Origin of the sequence: Microbacterium sp. (genome assembly GCF_041909575.1) — a bacterium.
GTDB lineage: Bacteria > Actinomycetota > Actinomycetes > Actinomycetales > Microbacteriaceae > Microbacterium.
The window spans coordinates 1-16532 of the sequence record NZ_JAYRDE010000068.1; the positions used below are offsets into that span (position 1 = coordinate 1).

A 16532-nucleotide genomic window follows, 5' to 3' on the forward strand; every position below is an offset into this window, starting at 1 on the left:
CCTGCAGCGCCAGCGTGCGGACGTCGTCCGCGGAGCCGGCGCTGCCCAGCGACTCCGCGACCACGAGGTGTGCACCGACCCGCGCAGCACCCGCGACGAGCGCCGGCGCGCGGTCGCCCAGCGCCTTCGCCTCGAACGCGGCGATCTTCTTCTCCGCCGCCTTGAGGCTCGCGGTGAGCTCTGCGATGCGCGTGGGGAGCTGGTCTCGCGGGGTCTTGAGGCTCGAGGTGAGCTGCGACACGATCGCGCGCTCGGCCGCGAGCGACCGGAACGCGTCGAGACCCACGAGGGCCTCCACACGACGGTTGGACGCGCCCACCGACGACTCGCCGACGAGATTGATGAGGCCGATCTCGGCGCTCGCACTCACGTGCGTGCCCGCGCACAGCTCGCGCGACCACGGGCCGCCGATGTCGACCATGCGCACGGTGTCGCCGTACTTCTCGCCGAACAGCGCCATCGCGCCGAGCGACTTCGCCTCGTCCAGCGCCAGGACGCGCGTGGTGACCTCGAGGTTGTCGCGCACGGCGTTGTTGGCGATCTCCTCGATCTCGCTCTTCGTGGCATCCGACAGGGACTGGCCCCACGTGAAGTCGAACCGCATGTAGCCGGCGCGGTTGAGCGAGCCGGCCTGCGTGGCGCTCTTTCCGAGCGTGTCGCGCAGGGCGGCGTGCACGAGGTGGGTCGCGGAATGAGCCTGGCGTGCAGCGCGACGGTTCGCGGCGTCCACGATCGTCGTCGCAGGCTGTCCGACTCCCACCTCGCCCGTGGTCACCTCCACGGTGTGGCTGATGAGCCCCGCGACGGGCTTCTGCACGTCGAGGACCTCGAGCTCGTAGCCCGGGCCGACGATGACGCCCTTGTCGGCGACCTGGCCGCCGGACTCGGCGTACAGTGCCGTCTCGGCGAGGATCACCTCGGCGATCTGTCCCGCCGAAGCGCGGTCGACCGCGTGCCCGTCCACGAGGATCCCGAGGACCGACGACTCCGTCTCGAGGTCGGTGTAGCCGGTGAACGTCGTCTCCCCCGCCGCACGGAAGTCGCGATAGACGCTGGTGTCGGCGAGCTGGCGCTTGCGCGAGCGGGCGTCGGCCTTCGCGCGGGCGCGCTGCTCCTGCATGAGCGTGTCGAACGCGCCGCGGTCGACGGTGAGCCCTGCCTCCTCGGCGATCTCGAGGGTGAGGTCGATCGGGAAGCCGTAGGTGTCGTGGAGCAGGAACGCCTCGGAGCCGGCGATCGTGGTGCCGCCGGCGGCCTTGGTCTGCACGAGCGAGTCGTCCAGGATCGACTCGCCCGCCGCGAGCGTGCGCAGGAAGGTCGCCTCCTCCGCCAGCGCGTACTGCGAGATGCGCGGGTAGTCCGCCTCGACCTCGGGGTAGGCATCCTTCATCGCGTCGCGCGATGCGGCGAACAGGTCGGCGAACGTGGGGCCGTCCACGCCCAGCAGGCGCATCGAGCGGATGGCGCGGCGCATGAGGCGGCGCAGGATGTAGCCGCGGCCGTCGTTCGACGGCGTCACGCCGTCCACCATCAGCATCAGCGACGAGCGCACGTGGTCGGCCACGACGCGGAAGCGCACGTCGTCCTCGTGGTCCGCGCCGTAGGTGCGTCCCGACAGCTCGACGGCCTTGTCGAGCACCGGACGCACCTGGTCGGTCTCGTACATGTTGTCGACGCCCTGCTTGATGAACGCGATGCGCTCCAGGCCCATGCCGGTGTCGATGTTCTTGGCCGGAAGCTCGCCGACGATGTCGAAGTCGTACTTCGACTGCACGTTCGTGATCTCGTACTGCATGAACACGAGGTTCCAGATCTCGACATAGCGGTCGTCGTCGGTGGCGGGGCCGCCGTCGATGCCGTAGTCGGGTCCGCGGTCGAAGAAGATCTCGGAGCAGGGACCCGCAGGCCCGGGGAGTCCGGTGCTCCAGTAGTTCGTGTCCTTGCCGAGGCGCTGGATGCGCTCCTCCGGCAGGTCGGTGAGGCGGCGCCACAGGTCGTGCGCCTCATCATCCTCTTCGTAGACGGTGACCCACAGGTCCTTCGGGTCGAACTCGAGTCCGCCATCCGCCTCAGGAGAGGTGAGCAGCTCCCACGCGTAGCGGATCGCCCCCTCCTTGAAGTAGTCGCCGAACGACCAGTTGCCGAGCATCTGGAAGAAGGTGCCGTGACGCGGGGTCTTGCCGACCTCTTCGATGTCGTTGGTGCGAATGCACTTCTGGTTGTCCGCGGCGCGCGCGTAGGGGGCGGGAACGTCGCCCGACAGATACGGGATGAACGGCACCATGCCGGCCACGGTGAACAGCAGGGCAGGGTCGTCGGTCACCAGTGAGGCGGACGGGACGATCGTGTGGCCGTTCTTCTCGAAGTAGTCGAGGAAGCGCTGGGCGATCTCGGCGGTCTTCATTCGGGGTCCTCGCAAAGATGGCGCGGTCCACTCCCCCGTCGCGGGGTCGAGCGGATCGCTGGTCAGTCGGTGAGCTTCTTGGCCGCGTCAGCCGCGGTGTCGACGGCATCGGATGCTGCGGCCCGCGCGCTCTCCACGGCGTCGGCGGCGGCATCCTTCACGTCGTCGACGAGCCCCGACATGCGGGCCTCCTGCTCGCGGTATGCGTCGCCGATCCGGTCGGTGAACTCCGTGATCCGGGCGTCGACCTCGGCGAGGATCTCGTGACCGCGCGGATCCTTGTTCATGAGGTGTGCGACGACGAACCCGCCGGCGATGCCGACCAGGAACCACAGCACGTTCTTCATGTCACCACTTCCTCGCGGAGCCGCCGGGCGCGGCATCCCTCCATCGTAGGCGGAAACGATGAGGGGCGCCGGGATAACCCGACGCCCCTCGTGTACGCGGGTGTCAACGCGCGGCGTAGTACTCCACGACGAGCTGGACGTCGCAGACCACGGGGACCTCGGCGCGCTTCGGGCGACGCACGAGGCGGGCCTGCAGCTTGTCGAGCTCGACCTCGAGGTAGGCCGGGACGGGGGGCAGGACGTCGGCGTGACCGCCGGCGGCTGCGACCTGGAAGGGCTCGGTGCCCTCCGACTTGGCCTTGACGTGGATGAGCTGGCCCGGCTTCACGCGGAACGACGGGCGGTCGACGAGCTGGCCGTCGACGAGGATGTGACGGTGCACGACCATCTGACGGGCCTGCGCCGTGGTGCGGGCGAAGCCGGCACGGAGCACGAGGGCGTCCAGACGCATCTCGAGCTGCTCGACCAGGTTCTCACCGGTCAGGCCCTGGGTGCGGCGGGCCTCGTTGAACTGGATGCGGAGCTGCTTCTCACGGATGCCGTACTGCTCGCGAAGGCGCTGCTTCTCGCGCAGACGGACGGCGAAGTCGCTGTCCTGCTTGCGCTTGGTGCGGCCGTGCTCGCCGGGCGCGTAGGGGCGCTTCTCGAGGTACTTGGCGGCCTTCGGGGTGAGGGCCACGCCGAGGGCGCGGGAGAGGCGGACCTTGCGGCGGTCCTGGGACTTCGTAGCCACGAAGTGTTCCTTTCGATGACGCGGCCGTGTCGATCACGGCCCGCGGACGTATCCCCGGATCCTGCCTTCCGGGACGCACGTCGGGGCGACCCGGAGGTTGTGAAAGGAGGTGGGGATGCCCGAAAACTCGGTTTCGAGCAGGTCAAGTCTAACAGACGGGGCGACGCGGCCCGGAGACGTGCGCCATGCTGGAGCCGTGATGAAGCGACGCGCCTCGGTCCCGGTGATCTCCGCCCTCGGCTGCGTCCTCGTCATCGCCCATGCGGTGCTCGCCGAGGCACCCGGCACCGCGGTGACGCTGGTCATCCTCGGCACGGGGGTGGCGCTGGCGATCCTGGTGTTCGCGCTCATGGCCTTCCGGCCGGATGCCTCAGGGACTGCCGCGACGCTCTTCTACCTGCTGATGCTCGTCTTCGGTGCGCCGGCCTTCTTCGCCGCCTCGTTCGGGCCCGGGATGTCCCTCGCCGACACCTATGGGATCAGCGGCGCGGACTACGCACCCTGGGGGAAGGTGCTGTATCTCGTCAGCGCGGTCGCGCTCATCGCGGCCGTCGTCGTGGCGGTGACGCACATGCCGGTGCGGCGCGCGCCGGCCGCGACCACGGCCGCCTCTGCGTGAGCAGGACGGGTCAGCGGCCGTCGAGGATGCGGCGGATCCGCTCGAGCCGCGCCTGCACGTCGCGCTCGGCGCCCAGCGCCTTCGGCTCGTAATAGCGGCGGCCTCGAAGCTCGTCGGGGAGATACTGCTGTGGCGAGACGCCGACCTCGGAGTCGTGAGGGTAGACGTACCCCTTGCCGTGCCCGAGGCGCCTCGCACCCGGATAGTGCGCGTCGCGCAGATGGACGGGCACCCGGCCGAAGCCGCCGGCTCGCACGTCGGCGATAGCGGCATCGATCGCGAGGTAGGCGGCGTTGGACTTGGCGGTCGTGGCGAGGTACGCCGTCGCCTCGGCGAGCGGGATGCGCCCCTCGGGCATGCCGATGAGCTGCACCGCGTCGGCTGCGGCCACGGCCAGCGGGAGCGCATGCGGATCGGCCAGCCCGATGTCCTCGGCCGCCGAGATGATGAGGCGCCGTGCGATGAACCTCGGGTCCTCGCCCGCCTCGATCATCCGGGCGAGGTAGTGGATCGCGGCGTCGACGTCGGAGCCGCGGATCGACTTGATGAACGCGCTGATCACGTCGTAGTGCTCGTCGCCCTGGCGGTCGTAGCGCAGCAGGGCCCGGTCCACGGCCTGCGCGACGTGCTCGGCGGTGATCGACGGCGACTCGTCGTCGCCGGGCTCGGCGAGCGAGGCGGCCGCTTCGAGCGCCGTCAGCGCCCGGCGCGCATCCCCGGATGAGAGTCGGACCAGCGCGTCGCGCGCGTCGTCGCCCAGGACGACGGATGCCGCGAGCCCGCGTGGATCTGCGACGGCCCGGTCGATGAGCGTGCGCAGGTCGTCGTCGCTGAGCGGCTTGAGCGTGAGCAGGAGCGACCGTGAGAGGAGCGGCGAGATGATCGAGAAGGACGGATTCTCGGTCGTCGCCGCGATGAGCACGACCCATCCGTTCTCGACGCCGGGAAGCAGCGCATCCTGCTGCGCCTTGGTGAAGCGATGGATCTCGTCGAGGAACAGGATCGTCGACTGGTCGTAGAGATCGCGCTGCGTGAGCGCCTCCTGCATGACCTCCCGCACGTCGCGGACTCCGGCGGTCACGGCGGAGAGCTCGACGAACCGGCGGCCGGACGACCGCGCGATCGCCTGGGCGAGCGTCGTCTTGCCGGTGCCAGGCGGACCCCACAGGATCACCGACGACGCCGCGCGGGCCGCGGCATCCGCAGTGGCGAGCGTGACGAGCGGCGACCCCGGACGCAGGAGATGCCCCTGACCGGCGACCTCGTCCAGCGATGTCGGCCGCATGCGGACCGCCAGGGGTGTCTGCCCCTGGAAGAGCGCAGTCGGAGAAGTCACCCGACCAGGCTAATGCGCCCCTGCGACGCCGGGCGCCTGCGTGCTTTTGCCGCGGGCGGGAGTCACCCGTAGGATCAACCCGGCCCGGGCGTCGACCCGGATCGGAGGAGGTCCCGTGGCGAACGGTGGCAAGGACCGCGGCTCGCGTGAGTCTCGTGAGCGCGCGCGCCTCTATCAGGCGCGGCAGGAGTTCCACAGCGGTCAGGCCCGTCGCCGCACGCGCGACAACCTCGTCGCGGGCATCGCCGGCGGCCTGCTGATCCTCGGCGTCGTCGGAGCGCAGACCGCGTACTTCGTCACCGGTCCCGGAGCGCCCGTGCCCGCCCCGACGACGACCGGCATGACGCCGACGCCTACCGTCACCTCCACCCCGGCGCCCACCTCCACGACCACGCCGAGCCCGACCCCCACGCCGTAGCGGAGGGCCCGCCCGCAGTCTGATCGGAACCCTCCGGCCGTACTAGGCTGGGGCCGTCCATCCCCCACAGGCGGTGTATGCCGCGATGAGGTGCATCCCGTGACTTCCGCAGCAGAGTCCACTCCCCCGTCCACCGGTGCGCAGGCCGAATCGGCCGAGCCAGTGCCCACGGAGCCCGTAGCCACTGAGCCCGTAACCACTGAGCCCACGCCATCCGAGGCCGCTCCGGCTGCTCCTGTCGTCCCGGCCCCCGTTCCCCGGAAGCCCGCAGGCACGAAGCCCGCACCCGCTGCGTCGGGATCCACGGAGCCGTGGGGGCGCGTCGAGGACGACGGTACCGTGTCGGTTCGCGAGGCCGCCGGCTGGCGTGTCGTCGGGCAGTTCCCCGATGGATCGCCCGAGGAGGCACTGGCCTACTTCGAGCGGAAGTACGCCGATCTGGCGAGCGAGGTCACTCTGCTCGAGGTGCGTCACCGTCGCGGCGGAGCCTCGGCGTCCGACCTGCGCAGCGCCGCCCGCGCCGTGTCCGCGAAGCTCGACGGCGCCGCCGCCGTCGGCGATCTCGCAGGGCTCGAGGCGCGCGTCGCCGCGCTGACCGAGACGCTGGCCGCCGCGTCCGAGACCGAGGCCGCCGCCGCGCGCGAGGCCGTCGACGACGCGGTGCGCGCACGCACCGAGGTGGTCGAGAAGGCCGAGGCCCTCGCGGCCCGCGACCCACGGTCGGTGCAGTGGAAGCAGGCCACCGCCGAGCTCAACGACCTCTTCGAGCAGTGGCAGTCGCAGCAGCAGCACGGCCCGCGCCTTCCGAAGTCCGCGGCTCAGGCGCTCTGGAAGCGCTTCCGCGACGCCCGCGCCACCGTCGACAAGCACCGTCGCGAGTTCTACGCCGAGCTCGACGAGGCACACAAGGGCGTACGCGAGCGCAAGACCAAGCTCGTCGAGAAGGCGGAGGCGCTCGCACCCAAGGGCGAGGACGGCATCCCCGCCTACCGGGAGCTGCTCGACCAGTGGAAGACCGCGGGCCGCGCCGGCAAGAAGGTCGACGACGCCCTGTGGTCCCGCTTCAAGGCGGCCGGTGACGCGCTCTACTCGGCGCGCGTCGAGCGCGAGGCGGCCGATGCCGAGGCGTCGCGCGAGAAGATCGAGGCCAAGCGCGCGCTCCTGGAGGAGGCGAGGGCGGTCGCAGACGAGCGCGACCTCGGCAAGGCACGCACGCTCCTCACCGGCATCCAGCGTCAGTGGGATGACATCGGCCGCATCTTCCCGCGCGAGGCCGAGCGCGGCCTGGACGACGACCTGCGCAAGATCGAGCAGGCGCTGCGCACGCGCGAGGAGTCGGACTGGAAGCGCAACAACCCCGAGACCAAGGCGCGTGCCAACGATATGACGCGCCAGCTCACGGACGCGATCGACAAGCTCCAGGACGAGCTCGCCGCCGCCGAGAAGTCCGGCGACAAGAAGGCGATCGCGAACGCGACGGAGGCCCTCGAGGCGCGGAAGTCGTGGCTGAAGGCACTCGGCGGCTGACGCCCGGCCGCGTCACCGCGCAGACCGGCCGATTCTCCACAGAACCGGCCGACGGGTACTGACCCGGGTCCGGGCTGCGCGAGACTGCCGTCATGGCGTCTCCGTTCCTGTACCACGTCGGCGAGCGGCTCTCTCTCGCCGAGCTGACCGCTGCACGGCTCGACGGTGACGTCGTCGAGCTCGGCGAGGCCTACATCCCGGCGGACGCCGTCGAGACGCGCGCACTGCGTGCGGGGTCGCTCGCCGCGCTCCTCGGCGACTCCCTCGCCGCCACGCACCTGACCGCCGCCTGGATCCACGGCGCACTCCCCGACCCGCCTGCACGGCACACCGTGCAACGGGCCGTGGCGAAGCGCCTGCACCGCGCGCCGTCCCGGACGCTGGTCTATCGCGACCTGGCCGTCGACCACGACGACCTCGAGCTGATCGGCGGCGTCCGCGTGACCACCCGTCTGCGCACCGTCGTCGATCTGGCGCGGATCGGCGACGACGCCCATGCCCGCGCGGCCCGGCTGCTCGCGGACGACGACGCGGGGATCGTGGCCGCGGCGATCGCGAGACTCGAGGCGGGCGTGCTTCCGCACAAGCGCAAGGCGGTGTCGCTCCTCCGCGGCGTCGCGGCGGCGCAGGCGGCGGTCAGGACGACGTGACGCGGTACACGTCGTAGACCGCGTCGATGCGGCGGACGGCGTTGAGCACACGGTCGAGGTGCACGATGTCGCCCATCTCGAACACGAAGCGACTCAGCGCCAGCCGGTCGCGGGAGGTGGACACCGATGCCGACAGGATGTTGACGTGGTGCTCGCTGAGCACGCGCGTGACGTCGCTCAGCAGGCCCGAGCGGTCCAGCGCCTCGACCTGGATCTGGACGAGGAACACGCTCTTGGTCGTCGGCGCCCACTCCACCTCGATCAGCCGCTCGGGATCGGACATGAGGGACTTCACGTTCGTGCAGTCCGCGCGGTGCACGGAGACGCCGCTGCCGCGCGTGACGAATCCCATGATCTGGTCGCCGGGCACCGGCGTGCAGCACTTGGCGAGCTTGACGAGGATGTCGGGGGCACCCCGCACCAGCACGCCGGAGTCGCCGTTGCGAGGCTGCCGCGGACGGCCGACGCCCGGCAGCTCGATCGGTCCTGTGCTCGTGTCGCTCGCGCTGACGAGGGCTGTGACCTTCTCGATCACGGACTGCGTCGAGACGTGGCCCTCGCCGACGGCGGCGTAGAGCGCGGAGACGTCCTCGTACCGCAGCTGGTGGGCCACCTCGGTGAACGAGTCCTGGCTCATCAGGCGCTGCAGCGGCAGGTTCTGCCGGCGCATCGCGCGGGCGATGGCCTCCTTGCCCTGCTCGATGGCCTCTTCGCGGCGCTCCTTGGTGAACCAGCCGCGGATCTTGTTGCGTGCGCGCGTGCTGCGCACGAACCCGAGCCAGTCCTGGCTGGGTCCGGCATCCGGATTCTTCGAGGTGAAGACCTCGACGACGTCGCCGCTCGTGAGCTCGGTCTCCAGAGGGACGAGGCGACCGTTGACCTTCGCCCCCATGGTGCGGTGGCCGACCTCGGTGTGGACCGCGTAGGCGAAGTCGACGGGGGTCGCGCCGGAAGGGAGACCGATCACACGCCCCTTGGGCGTGAAGACGTAGACCTCCTTGGCGCCGATCTCGAAGCGGAGCGAGTCGAGGAACTCCCCTGGGTCGGCCGTCTCGGCCTGCCAGTCCGAGATGTGCGCCAGCCACGCCATGTCGGTGTCGACCGACTTGGCGTCGGTCTTGCCGCCGTTCATCCGCTCCTTGTACTTCCAGTGCGCCGCGACGCCGTACTCGGCCTGCTGGTGCATCTCGTTGGTGCGGATCTGGATCTCGACCGTGCGCCCGCCGGGCCCGATGACGGTCGTGTGCAGCGACTGGTACAGGTTGAACTTCGGCGTCGCGATGTAGTCCTTGAAGCGGCCCGGCAGCGGGGTCCAGCGCGCGTGGATGGCACCGAGCACGGCGTAGCAGTCGCGCACGCTGCCCACCAGGATGCGGATGCCGATGAGGTCGTAGATGTCGTCGAACTCACGGCCGCGCACGACCATCTTCTGGTACACGGAGTACAGCTGCTTGGGGCGCCCCATCACGCGTCCGCGGATGCGCAGCTCACGGAGGTCGGTGTCGACGGCCTCGATCACGCTCTGCACGTACTGTTCGCGCTGGGGCGTGCGCTGCTTGACGAGGCTCTCGATCTCGACGTAGAGCTTGGGGTGCAGCACGGCGAACGAGAGGTCCTCGAGCTCCGACTTGATCGCCTGGATGCCGAGGCGGTGGGCGAGCGGCGCGTAGATCTCGAGCGTCTCGGTCGCCTTCTTGCGCGCCTTCTCCGGCGGGACGAACCCCCATGTGCGGGCGTTGTGCAGACGGTCGGCGAGCTTGATGAGCAGGACGCGGATGTCGCGCGACATCGCCACGATCATCTTGCGGACGGTCTCGGCCTGGGCGCTCTCGCCGTACTTGACCTTGTCGAGCTTCGTCACGCCGTCGACGAGCATCGCGACCTCGTCGCCGAACTCGGCCGTCAGCGTGTCGAGGCCGTAGCCGGTGTCCTCGACGGTGTCGTGCAGCAGTGCCGCCGCGATCGCCTTGGGGCCGAGCCCGAGATCGGCGAGGATCTGGGCGACGGCGAGCGGGTGCGTGATGTACGGCTCGCCGCTCTGGCGCGTCTGACCGGCGTGAGCGCCGTCGGCCACCGCGTAGGCGCGCTCGATGATCGACAGGTCACCCTTGGGGTGGTGCGTGCGCACCGTCCGCAGGAGCTGCTCGACGTCGTCGCGCCGCGCTGACCGCGAGAAGATCCGCGGGACGAGCCGCCGCAGCGACGATGTCTGGGCGGGAGGGACGGTCTCGGTCACCCGATGCCCTCCCCTCCGCTGGACCTCACAATCCTACGCCCGCGCCGGACGGCCTCAGGCCGGGGTGCCCGCCAGCTCGCGCGCGGCGAGCACGCGCTCGTCGCGCGCCTTGATCCCCGGCTCGTTCTCGCGCAGGAGCGAGTACAGCGGCGCCGCGACGAAGATCGTCGAGTAAGCGGCCACGATCGTTCCCACGAAGATCGACAGCGACAGGTCGGTGAGCGTCTGCGCGCCCGTCCAGAGGAGGCCGATGAACAGGATCGCGCCCGTCGGCAGGATCGCGACGACGGTCGTGTTGATCGACCGCACGAGCGTCTGGTTCACCGCGAGGTTCACCGATTCGCCGAACGTCCGACCCGAGACCTCGCCGTCCTCGCTCGTGTTCTCCCTGATCTTGTCGAACACGACCGTCGTGTCGTACAGGGCGTACGAGAGGATCGTCAGGAAGCCGATGACGGCGGCGGGCGAGATCTCGAACCCGAACAGGGCGTACACGCCGATCGTGATGACGAGCACGTCGACCAGGCCGATGATCGCCGACACCGACATCTTCCACGTGCGGAAGTACAGCGCCAGGATCAGGAAGGTCAGCGCCAGGAAGATCGCGAGGCCCCACAGGGACTGGCGTGTGACGTCGGCTCCCCAGCTGGGGCCGATGAACGAGTAGCTGACCTCGCTGGCGGGGACGCCGTATGCCTCGGCCAGCGCCGCCGAGACCTCGCGGCTCTCGGCATCCGTCATCTGGTCGGTCTGCACGCGGACCGCGTCCTCGCCGATCGTGACGACCTTCGTCGTCGCGTCGGGAACGACCGACTGCACCGCCTCGGTGGCGATCTCCTGGTCGGTGGTCGTCACGCTGTTGACCGTGAACTGCGATCCGCCGGTGAACTCGATCGAGAACTGGATGGGGCGGAAGAGGGGCACCAGGGCCGACCCCACCACGAGGATCGCCGCGATGAGGAACCACAGCCGACGACGCCCGACGAAGGGGAACGAGGTCTTGCCGGTGTAGAGGTCGTTTCCGAGCTGACTCATGGAGCGCATCAGTCGTCTCCCTCCTTGCCGGACGTGCCGGGTTTCGACGTGCCGCCCTTGGCAGCGGCCGCGAGCTCCGCCTGCTTGCGCTCGGCGATGGTCTGGCGGCGCTCGGCCTCTCCGCGCGACTTCACCGCACGACGGCCCGCTGCGGTGGTCGCCGTCGCCGCCACCGGCTCGCGGAACTGCGCGCGACCGCGGTACACGGCGCCGAGCGCCGTGGGGTCGAGGCCTGAGAGCGGGTGTCCGCTGCCGAAGAACCGCGTGCGGGCGAGGAGCTGCATGACAGGGTGCGTGAAGAGGATGAAGATCAGGACGTCGATCGCGGTGGTGAGGCCCAGCGTGAACGCGAAGCCCTTCACGGTCGCGTCGGCGAGGATGTAGAGCACCACGGCGGCGAGGATGTTGATCGACTTCGAGATGTAGATCGTGCGCTTCGCTCGATCCCAGCCGTCTTCGACCGCGCTGGTGATGGACTTGCCGTCGCGCAGCTCGTCTCGGATGCGTTCGAAGTAGACGATGAACGAGTCGGCGGTGAAGCCGATCGTCACGATCAGGCCCGCGACACCGGCCAGCGACAGGCGGAAGCCCATGCGCCACGCCAGGATGCACAGCGTGAGGTAGGTCAGCACCGCCATCACGACGAGCGACGCGATGATGACGAAGCCCAGGGCGCGGTAGACGATGAGCGAGTAGATCGCGACGAGGGCGAGACCGATGAGGCCTGCGATGAGGCCGATCTGGAGCTGCTGCGACCCGAGCGTGGCGGAGATCGAGTTGGAGCTCTCGACCGTGAAGGACAGCGGCAGGGCGCCGTACTTCAGCTGGTCGGCGAGCACCTTGGCGGTCTCCTGCGTGAAGCTGCCGGTGATGCTCGGGTCGCCGCCGAGGATCACAGCGTTCATCGACGGGGCCGACAGCACGTAACCGTCCAGCACGAACGCGAACTGGTCGAGCGGCGGCTCCGCGCCGTAGAGGCGCTGGCTGATCTCGCCGAAGACCTGCGTGCCCTCGTCGTCGAAGCGGAGGTTGACGGCCCACAGGCCGTTCTGCTGCTGCAGGCCGAATGTGGCGTCGTCGATCGACGATCCGTCGAGCTCCACCGGCCCGAGGATGTACTTCTGCGTGCCGTCGGGGTCGCAGGTGATGAGCGGCTCGTCGCCCGGCGCGTTCGCGGGGTCGTTCGTCGGGTTCGCGCAGTCGTAGGCGAGGAACTCCGCCTGGAGCTTCGGGGTGATCCACGACGGGTCGCTGCCGTTGGTGGGCTCGGCCGTCGGGGTCGCCTCGAGGGTGGGATCCGGCGTCGGGTACGGCGTCTCGTTGCCGTCCTCGCCGACGAACGAGGTCACCGGCGCCGACGAGTAGAGCACGGCGCGCAGCTGCAGCTGGGCCGAAGCCTCGATGCGGTTGCGGGTCTCCTCGTCGGCCTGACCGGGAATCTGCACGACGATCTGGTTGCCGCCCTGCGTGGTGACGTCGGCCTCGCCGACACCCGATGCGTCGACGCGCTGCCGGATGATCGTCACGGCCTGGTTCATCTGCTCCTCGGAGGGAGCGGCGCCGTCCTCGGTCTGCGCCTCGAGCACGATCTGCGTGCCGCCCTGGAGATCGAGCGCCAGCGCGGGCGTCCAGGAGCTCTGCTGGAAGACGTAGACGCCGAGCGCGTTGATGCCGGCCAGCAGGGCCGTGATCACGAGGAGACCGGTGAGCGCGCGCCACGCATGCCGGACGGGAGTGGATGTCGCCACGGATTCCGCTTTCTGGAAGGAAGCCCGAACGGGCCGCCGGTGGGATCAGGCCTGGGGCTTGGTGCCGGGCTCGGCGTCCGGGTCGGTGGCGTCCGTCTTGTCGTCGGCCGCCACGCGCGTCTCGTCGGCGAGGTCGTCGACGGGGGCCACGACGGGAGCGGATGCCTCGGGGAGGAAGTCGTCCTCGGTCTGAACGTCGGCGGTGGGCTCGACGATGCGAAGGATCGCCTGGCTGTGGACCTTGATGTCGACGCCGGGAGCGATCTCGACGATCGCGGGCTGGTCGAGGTTCTCGGGGTCGTAGGAGACGATCGTGCCGTAGAGCCCGCCCTGCAGCAGCACCTCGGCACCGGGCACGGTCTGGCGCGCGCGCTGCTCCTGCTCGAGCTTCTGCTTGGCCATCCGGCGGCGGGAGCTCCAGAACATGAAGATCAGGAGCACGACCAGCAGGATGATCAGGCCGTAGTTGGTGAAGAACTCGTTCATGAAGGTGAGGTGACCTTTCGGGTCAGGCGCGCGCCAGGGCGGCACTGCCTGTGAGAGGAGGGGCGGGCGAAAGCCTCCAGCGATTATAGGTCATCGAAGTCCAGCACCGATTCGGCCGGACGTGCGCCCAGGTGGGCGTAAGCCTCGGGCGTCGCGACGCGTCCGCGGGGCGTCCTGCCCAGGAAGCCGATGCGCACGAGGTAGGGCTCGACGACCGACTCGATGGTCTCGGCCTCCTCGCCCACCGCGACCGCCAGCGTGCCGAGTCCGACGGGTCCGCCGCGGAAGCGCCGCACCACCGCGTCGAGGACGGCGCGGTCGAGGCGGTCGAGGCCGATCGAGTCGACGTCGTAGAGGTCGAGCGCGGCATCCACGAGGGCCGTGTCGGCGTCGCGGCCGTCGCCGTAGACGACGAGATAGTCGCGCACGCGGCGCAGGAGCCGGTTCGCGATGCGCGGCGTGCCGCGCGAGCGCCGCGCGATCTCGGCCCGGGCAGCGGGCGGGACCGCCACACCGAGCATCGCCGCCGATCGCTCGATCACGCGCTCGAGCTCCTCGGGCTCGTAGTACTCCAGGTGCGCGGTGAAGCCGAAGCGGTCGCGCAGCGGGTTGGGGAGGAGCCCCGACCTCGTCGTGGCGCCGACGAGGGTGAACGGCGCGAGGTCGAGCGGGATGCTCGTGGCTCCGGCCCCCTTGCCGACCATGATGTCGATGCGGAAGTCCTCCATCGCGAGGTAGAGCATCTCCTCCGCCGAGCGGGCCATGCGGTGGATCTCGTCGATGAAGAGCACCTCGCCCGGAGTGAGGCTCGACAGCAGCGCGGCGAGATCGCCGGCGTGCTGGATTGCGGGGCCGCTGGACAGCCGCAACGGCCGCTCGCTCTCGTGCGCCACGATCATCGCCAGCGTGGTCTTGCCGAGCCCGGGCGGGCCAGAGAGCAGGATGTGGTCGGGCGGGCGCTGCTGGATGCGGGCGGCGTCGAGGAGGAGCTGCAGCTGACCGCGCACCTTGTGCTGACCGACGAACTCGGCCAGCGACGTGGGACGCAGCGCGCCCTCGATCGCCAGTTCGGTCTCGTCGACCGGCTCGGCGGCGTCGCGCACGTCATCCACCGACGGGCTCCTTCCGCGCGGGACCGAGGAGCGCGAGGGTGTGGCGCAGCAGCGCAGGCACCGACGCGCGATCGGCGTCGGGGGCGTCTGCGGCGACCGTCTCGACGGCTTCCGCGGCGACGCGCTCGGACCAGCCCAGTCCGACCAGCGCCTGCACGACCTGCGCGGGAACGGCGGTCGAGGCATCCGCTCGTCCGGGCGTCGCCGGACGCGAGGCGACGATCTTGCCGGCGAGCTGCACGACGATCAGCTTCGCGGTCTTCGGCCCGATGCCCGACACCCGGCGGAACGGGCCGTCGTCATCGGCTCCGACCGCGTCGGCGATCTGGGCGACGGTGAGCGTCGACAGCACGCCGAGCGCCGACTTGGGCCCGACGCCCGTCACGCTCAGCAGCTGGGTGAAGACCACCAGCTCTTCGCGCTCCTCGAAGCCGAACAGCGACAGGGCGTCCTCGCGGACGATGAGGTTCGTGTGGAGCAGGATCGACTCGCCGAGGTGCGCGCCGCGCGCGACCTGGGGCGTCACGGCGACGGAGAGCCCGACTCCGCCGACCTCGACGACGAGGGCGTCCTGCTCGAGGTGCACGACGGTGCCGCGGACTGACGAGATCATATGTCGAGCCTACGGGCGCCTTCGGACGTTTGTTCGAGCGACACGCTCAGCGCCGGGCCAGTCGCTCGGCGTCGTGCCACGCCTGCTGCGCCGGGGTGAGCGGAGCGGATGCCGATACCGGCGCTCCGCCGCGCCAGGCGTGGCACAGCGCGATCGCCAGTGCGTCGGCGGCATCCGCCGGCTGGGGCAGCGCGTCGAGCCGCAGGACGCGGGCGACCATCGTCTGCACCTGACGCTTGTCGGCCGATCCGTACCCCGTCACCGCCGCCTTGACCTCGGACGGCGTGTGCGTCGCTGCGGGAAGACCCCGCTCCCCCGCGATGAGCAGCGCGATGCCGCTCGCCTGGGCGGTGCCCATCACCGTCTGGCGGTTCTGCTGCGCGAACACGCGCTCGACGGCGACCACATCGGGGGCGTGGGCGTCCACGACCGCGCGGAGTCCCGCGGCGATGACCGCGAGGCGCTCCTCGATCGGTGCCGCCGGCTCGGACCGGATCACGCCCACATGGACCAGCCGTGCCGAGCGGTCGGGCGCGACATCCACCACCCCGACGCCGCACCGGGTGAGGCCCGGGTCGATGCCGAGCACCCGGAGCCCGGAGCGCGCGCGAGGGGAGGTCACTCCCCCACGCTAGGCGAGGCGGTCGACGCGGGCACCGAGGCGCACCGGGTGCGGACTACTCGTCCTCTTCGAGCTCGGCCTGGACCTCGGCGGACAGGTCGAAGTTGCTGAAGACGTTCTGCACGTCGTCGCTGTCCTCGAGGGCGTCGATGAGCCGGAAGATCTTGCGGGCGGTCTCGGCGTCGATCTCGACCTTGAGGTTCGGCACGAACTCGACGTCGGCCGACTCGTACTCGATGCCGGCCTCCTGCAGCGCGGATCGCACCGTGACGAGGTCGGTCGCCTCGGTGATGACCTCGAAGCCCTGTGCATGGGGTTCGATCTCCTCGGCTCCGGCCTCGAGGACGGCGAGCATGACGTCGTCCTCGCTGGTGCCTTCGCCCGAGACGACGATCACGCCCTTGCGGGTGAAGTTGTACGCCACGCTGCCGGGGTCGGCCAGGGTCCCGCCGTTGCGCGTGAGTGCGGTGCGCACCTCTGCCGCGGCCCGGTTCTTGTTGTCGGTGAGGCACTCGATCATGAGCGCGACGCCGTTGGGACCGTAGCCCTCGTATGTGATCGAGGAGTACTCGACGGACTCGCCGCCGATGCCGGCGCCGCGCTTGATGGCCCGGTCGATGTTGTCCTTGGGGACGGAGGTCTTCTT

16 protein-coding genes are annotated in these 16532 nt (G+C 70.2%); 4 read left to right on the forward strand and 12 right to left on the reverse strand.

Annotated features, from left to right (window positions below; translation table 11 throughout):
* From alaS to rpsD, 3 genes are all read right to left on the reverse strand, one after another.
* Nucleotides 1-2404: alanine--tRNA ligase (gene alaS / locus ACE3O1_RS10355; RefSeq protein WP_374314953.1), on the reverse strand; the 2404-nt coding region annotated here is incomplete at its 3' end.
* A gap of 62 nt (nucleotides 2405-2466) precedes the next feature.
* The gene (locus tag ACE3O1_RS10360; protein ID WP_374314954.1) at nucleotides 2467-2751 is read right to left on the reverse strand and encodes an ATPase; all 285 of its coding nucleotides are present in this window, start codon (nucleotides 2749-2751) and stop codon (nucleotides 2467-2469) included.
* 103 nt (nucleotides 2752-2854) lie between these two features.
* Nucleotides 2855-3484 carry a 30S ribosomal protein S4 gene (gene rpsD, locus ACE3O1_RS10365; RefSeq protein WP_374314955.1) on the reverse strand — a complete coding sequence of 210 codons (630 nt, stop codon included), beginning with the start codon at nucleotides 3482-3484 and terminating at the stop codon, nucleotides 2855-2857.
* Nucleotides 3485-3683: 199 nt separating this feature from the next.
* On the opposite strand from rpsD, the gene ACE3O1_RS10370 reads away from it, so the two are divergent.
* The gene (locus tag ACE3O1_RS10370) at nucleotides 3684-4103 is read left to right on the forward strand and encodes a hypothetical protein (RefSeq protein ID WP_374314970.1); all 420 of its coding nucleotides are present in this window, start codon (nucleotides 3684-3686) and stop codon (nucleotides 4101-4103) included.
* 10 nt (nucleotides 4104-4113) lie between these two features.
* On the opposite strand, the gene ACE3O1_RS10375 is transcribed toward ACE3O1_RS10370, so the two are convergent.
* Entirely contained in the window at nucleotides 4114-5439 is a 1326-nt protein-coding gene (locus ACE3O1_RS10375; protein ID WP_374314956.1) for a replication-associated recombination protein A, read from the reverse strand.
* A 115-nt stretch (nucleotides 5440-5554) separates the two neighbouring features.
* Between ACE3O1_RS10375 and ACE3O1_RS10380 the strand changes: the two genes are divergently transcribed.
* The 3 genes from ACE3O1_RS10380 to ACE3O1_RS10390 all read left to right on the forward strand — a co-directional run bounded on the left by ACE3O1_RS10380 (nucleotide 5555) and on the right by ACE3O1_RS10390 (nucleotide 8034).
* Nucleotides 5555-5857, forward strand: coding sequence for a dioxygenase (locus ACE3O1_RS10380; RefSeq protein ID WP_374314957.1), 303 nt, complete (start codon nucleotides 5555-5557; stop codon nucleotides 5855-5857).
* Nucleotides 5858-6196: 339 nt separating this feature from the next.
* Complete coding sequence (locus tag ACE3O1_RS10385) at nucleotides 6197-7384, forward strand: DUF349 domain-containing protein (RefSeq protein ID WP_374314958.1); 1188 nt, start codon at nucleotides 6197-6199, stop codon at nucleotides 7382-7384.
* Nucleotides 7385-7476: 92 nt separating this feature from the next.
* Nucleotides 7477-8034 carry a hypothetical protein gene (locus tag ACE3O1_RS10390; RefSeq protein WP_374314959.1) on the forward strand — a complete coding sequence of 186 codons (558 nt, stop codon included), beginning with the start codon at nucleotides 7477-7479 and terminating at the stop codon, nucleotides 8032-8034.
* Here the strand turns inward: ACE3O1_RS10390 and ACE3O1_RS10395 are convergent.
* From ACE3O1_RS10395 to ACE3O1_RS10430, 8 genes are all read right to left on the reverse strand, one after another.
* Complete coding sequence (locus tag ACE3O1_RS10395) at nucleotides 8021-10270, reverse strand: bifunctional (p)ppGpp synthetase/guanosine-3',5'-bis(diphosphate) 3'-pyrophosphohydrolase (RefSeq protein WP_374314961.1); 2250 nt, start codon at nucleotides 10268-10270, stop codon at nucleotides 8021-8023. The two genes, ACE3O1_RS10390 and ACE3O1_RS10395, sit on opposite strands and share 14 nt — an antisense overlap.
* A 54-nt stretch (nucleotides 10271-10324) precedes the next feature.
* Nucleotides 10325-11314, reverse strand: coding sequence for a protein translocase subunit SecF (gene secF / locus ACE3O1_RS10400; RefSeq protein ID WP_374314962.1), 990 nt, complete (start codon nucleotides 11312-11314; stop codon nucleotides 10325-10327).
* Complete coding sequence (gene secD / locus ACE3O1_RS10405) at nucleotides 11314-13053, reverse strand: protein translocase subunit SecD (RefSeq protein WP_374314963.1); 1740 nt, start codon at nucleotides 13051-13053, stop codon at nucleotides 11314-11316. The genes secF and secD overlap by 1 nt, the downstream gene beginning before the upstream one ends.
* 45 nt (nucleotides 13054-13098) lie before the next feature.
* A complete protein-coding gene (yajC, locus tag ACE3O1_RS10410) occupies nucleotides 13099-13539 on the reverse strand; it encodes a preprotein translocase subunit YajC (protein ID WP_374314964.1) in 441 nt (146 codons plus the stop codon).
* 83 nt (nucleotides 13540-13622) lie between these two features.
* Nucleotides 13623-14651: a Holliday junction branch migration DNA helicase RuvB gene (gene ruvB / locus ACE3O1_RS10415; protein WP_374314966.1), complete on the reverse strand. Its 1029-nt coding sequence runs from the start codon at nucleotides 14649-14651 to the stop codon at nucleotides 13623-13625.
* Nucleotides 14644-15264: a Holliday junction branch migration protein RuvA gene (ruvA, locus tag ACE3O1_RS10420; protein ID WP_374314967.1), complete on the reverse strand. Its 621-nt coding sequence runs from the start codon at nucleotides 15262-15264 to the stop codon at nucleotides 14644-14646. The genes ruvB and ruvA overlap by 8 nt, the downstream gene beginning before the upstream one ends.
* Before the next feature lie 46 nt (nucleotides 15265-15310).
* Nucleotides 15311-15886 carry a crossover junction endodeoxyribonuclease RuvC gene (gene ruvC / locus ACE3O1_RS10425; RefSeq protein ID WP_374314968.1) on the reverse strand — a complete coding sequence of 192 codons (576 nt, stop codon included), beginning with the start codon at nucleotides 15884-15886 and terminating at the stop codon, nucleotides 15311-15313.
* Nucleotides 15887-15941: 55 nt separating this feature from the next.
* A partial coding sequence (locus ACE3O1_RS10430) for a YebC/PmpR family DNA-binding transcriptional regulator (RefSeq protein WP_374314969.1) occupies nucleotides 15942-16532 on the reverse strand: 591 nt, incomplete at its 5' end.

Excerpts from the sequence above, each read along its gene's own strand:
- ACE3O1_RS10360 (WP_374314954.1), bottom strand. The coding sequence starts at position 2,751 with ATGAAGAACGTGCTGTGGTTCCTGGTCGGCATCGCCGGCGGGTTCGTC.
- secF (WP_374314962.1), bottom strand. The coding sequence starts at position 11,314 with ATGCGCTCCATGAGTCAGCTCGGAAACGACCTCTACACCGGCAAGACC.
- ruvA (WP_374314967.1), bottom strand. The coding sequence starts at position 15,264 with ATGATCTCGTCAGTCCGCGGCACCGTCGTGCACCTCGAGCAGGACGCC.
- yajC (WP_374314964.1), bottom strand. The coding sequence starts at position 13,539 with ATGAACGAGTTCTTCACCAACTACGGCCTGATCATCCTGCTGGTCGTG.
- ACE3O1_RS10390 (WP_374314959.1), top strand. The coding sequence starts at position 7,477 with ATGGCGTCTCCGTTCCTGTACCACGTCGGCGAGCGGCTCTCTCTCGCC.
- ACE3O1_RS10370 (WP_374314970.1), top strand. The coding sequence starts at position 3,684 with ATGAAGCGACGCGCCTCGGTCCCGGTGATCTCCGCCCTCGGCTGCGTC.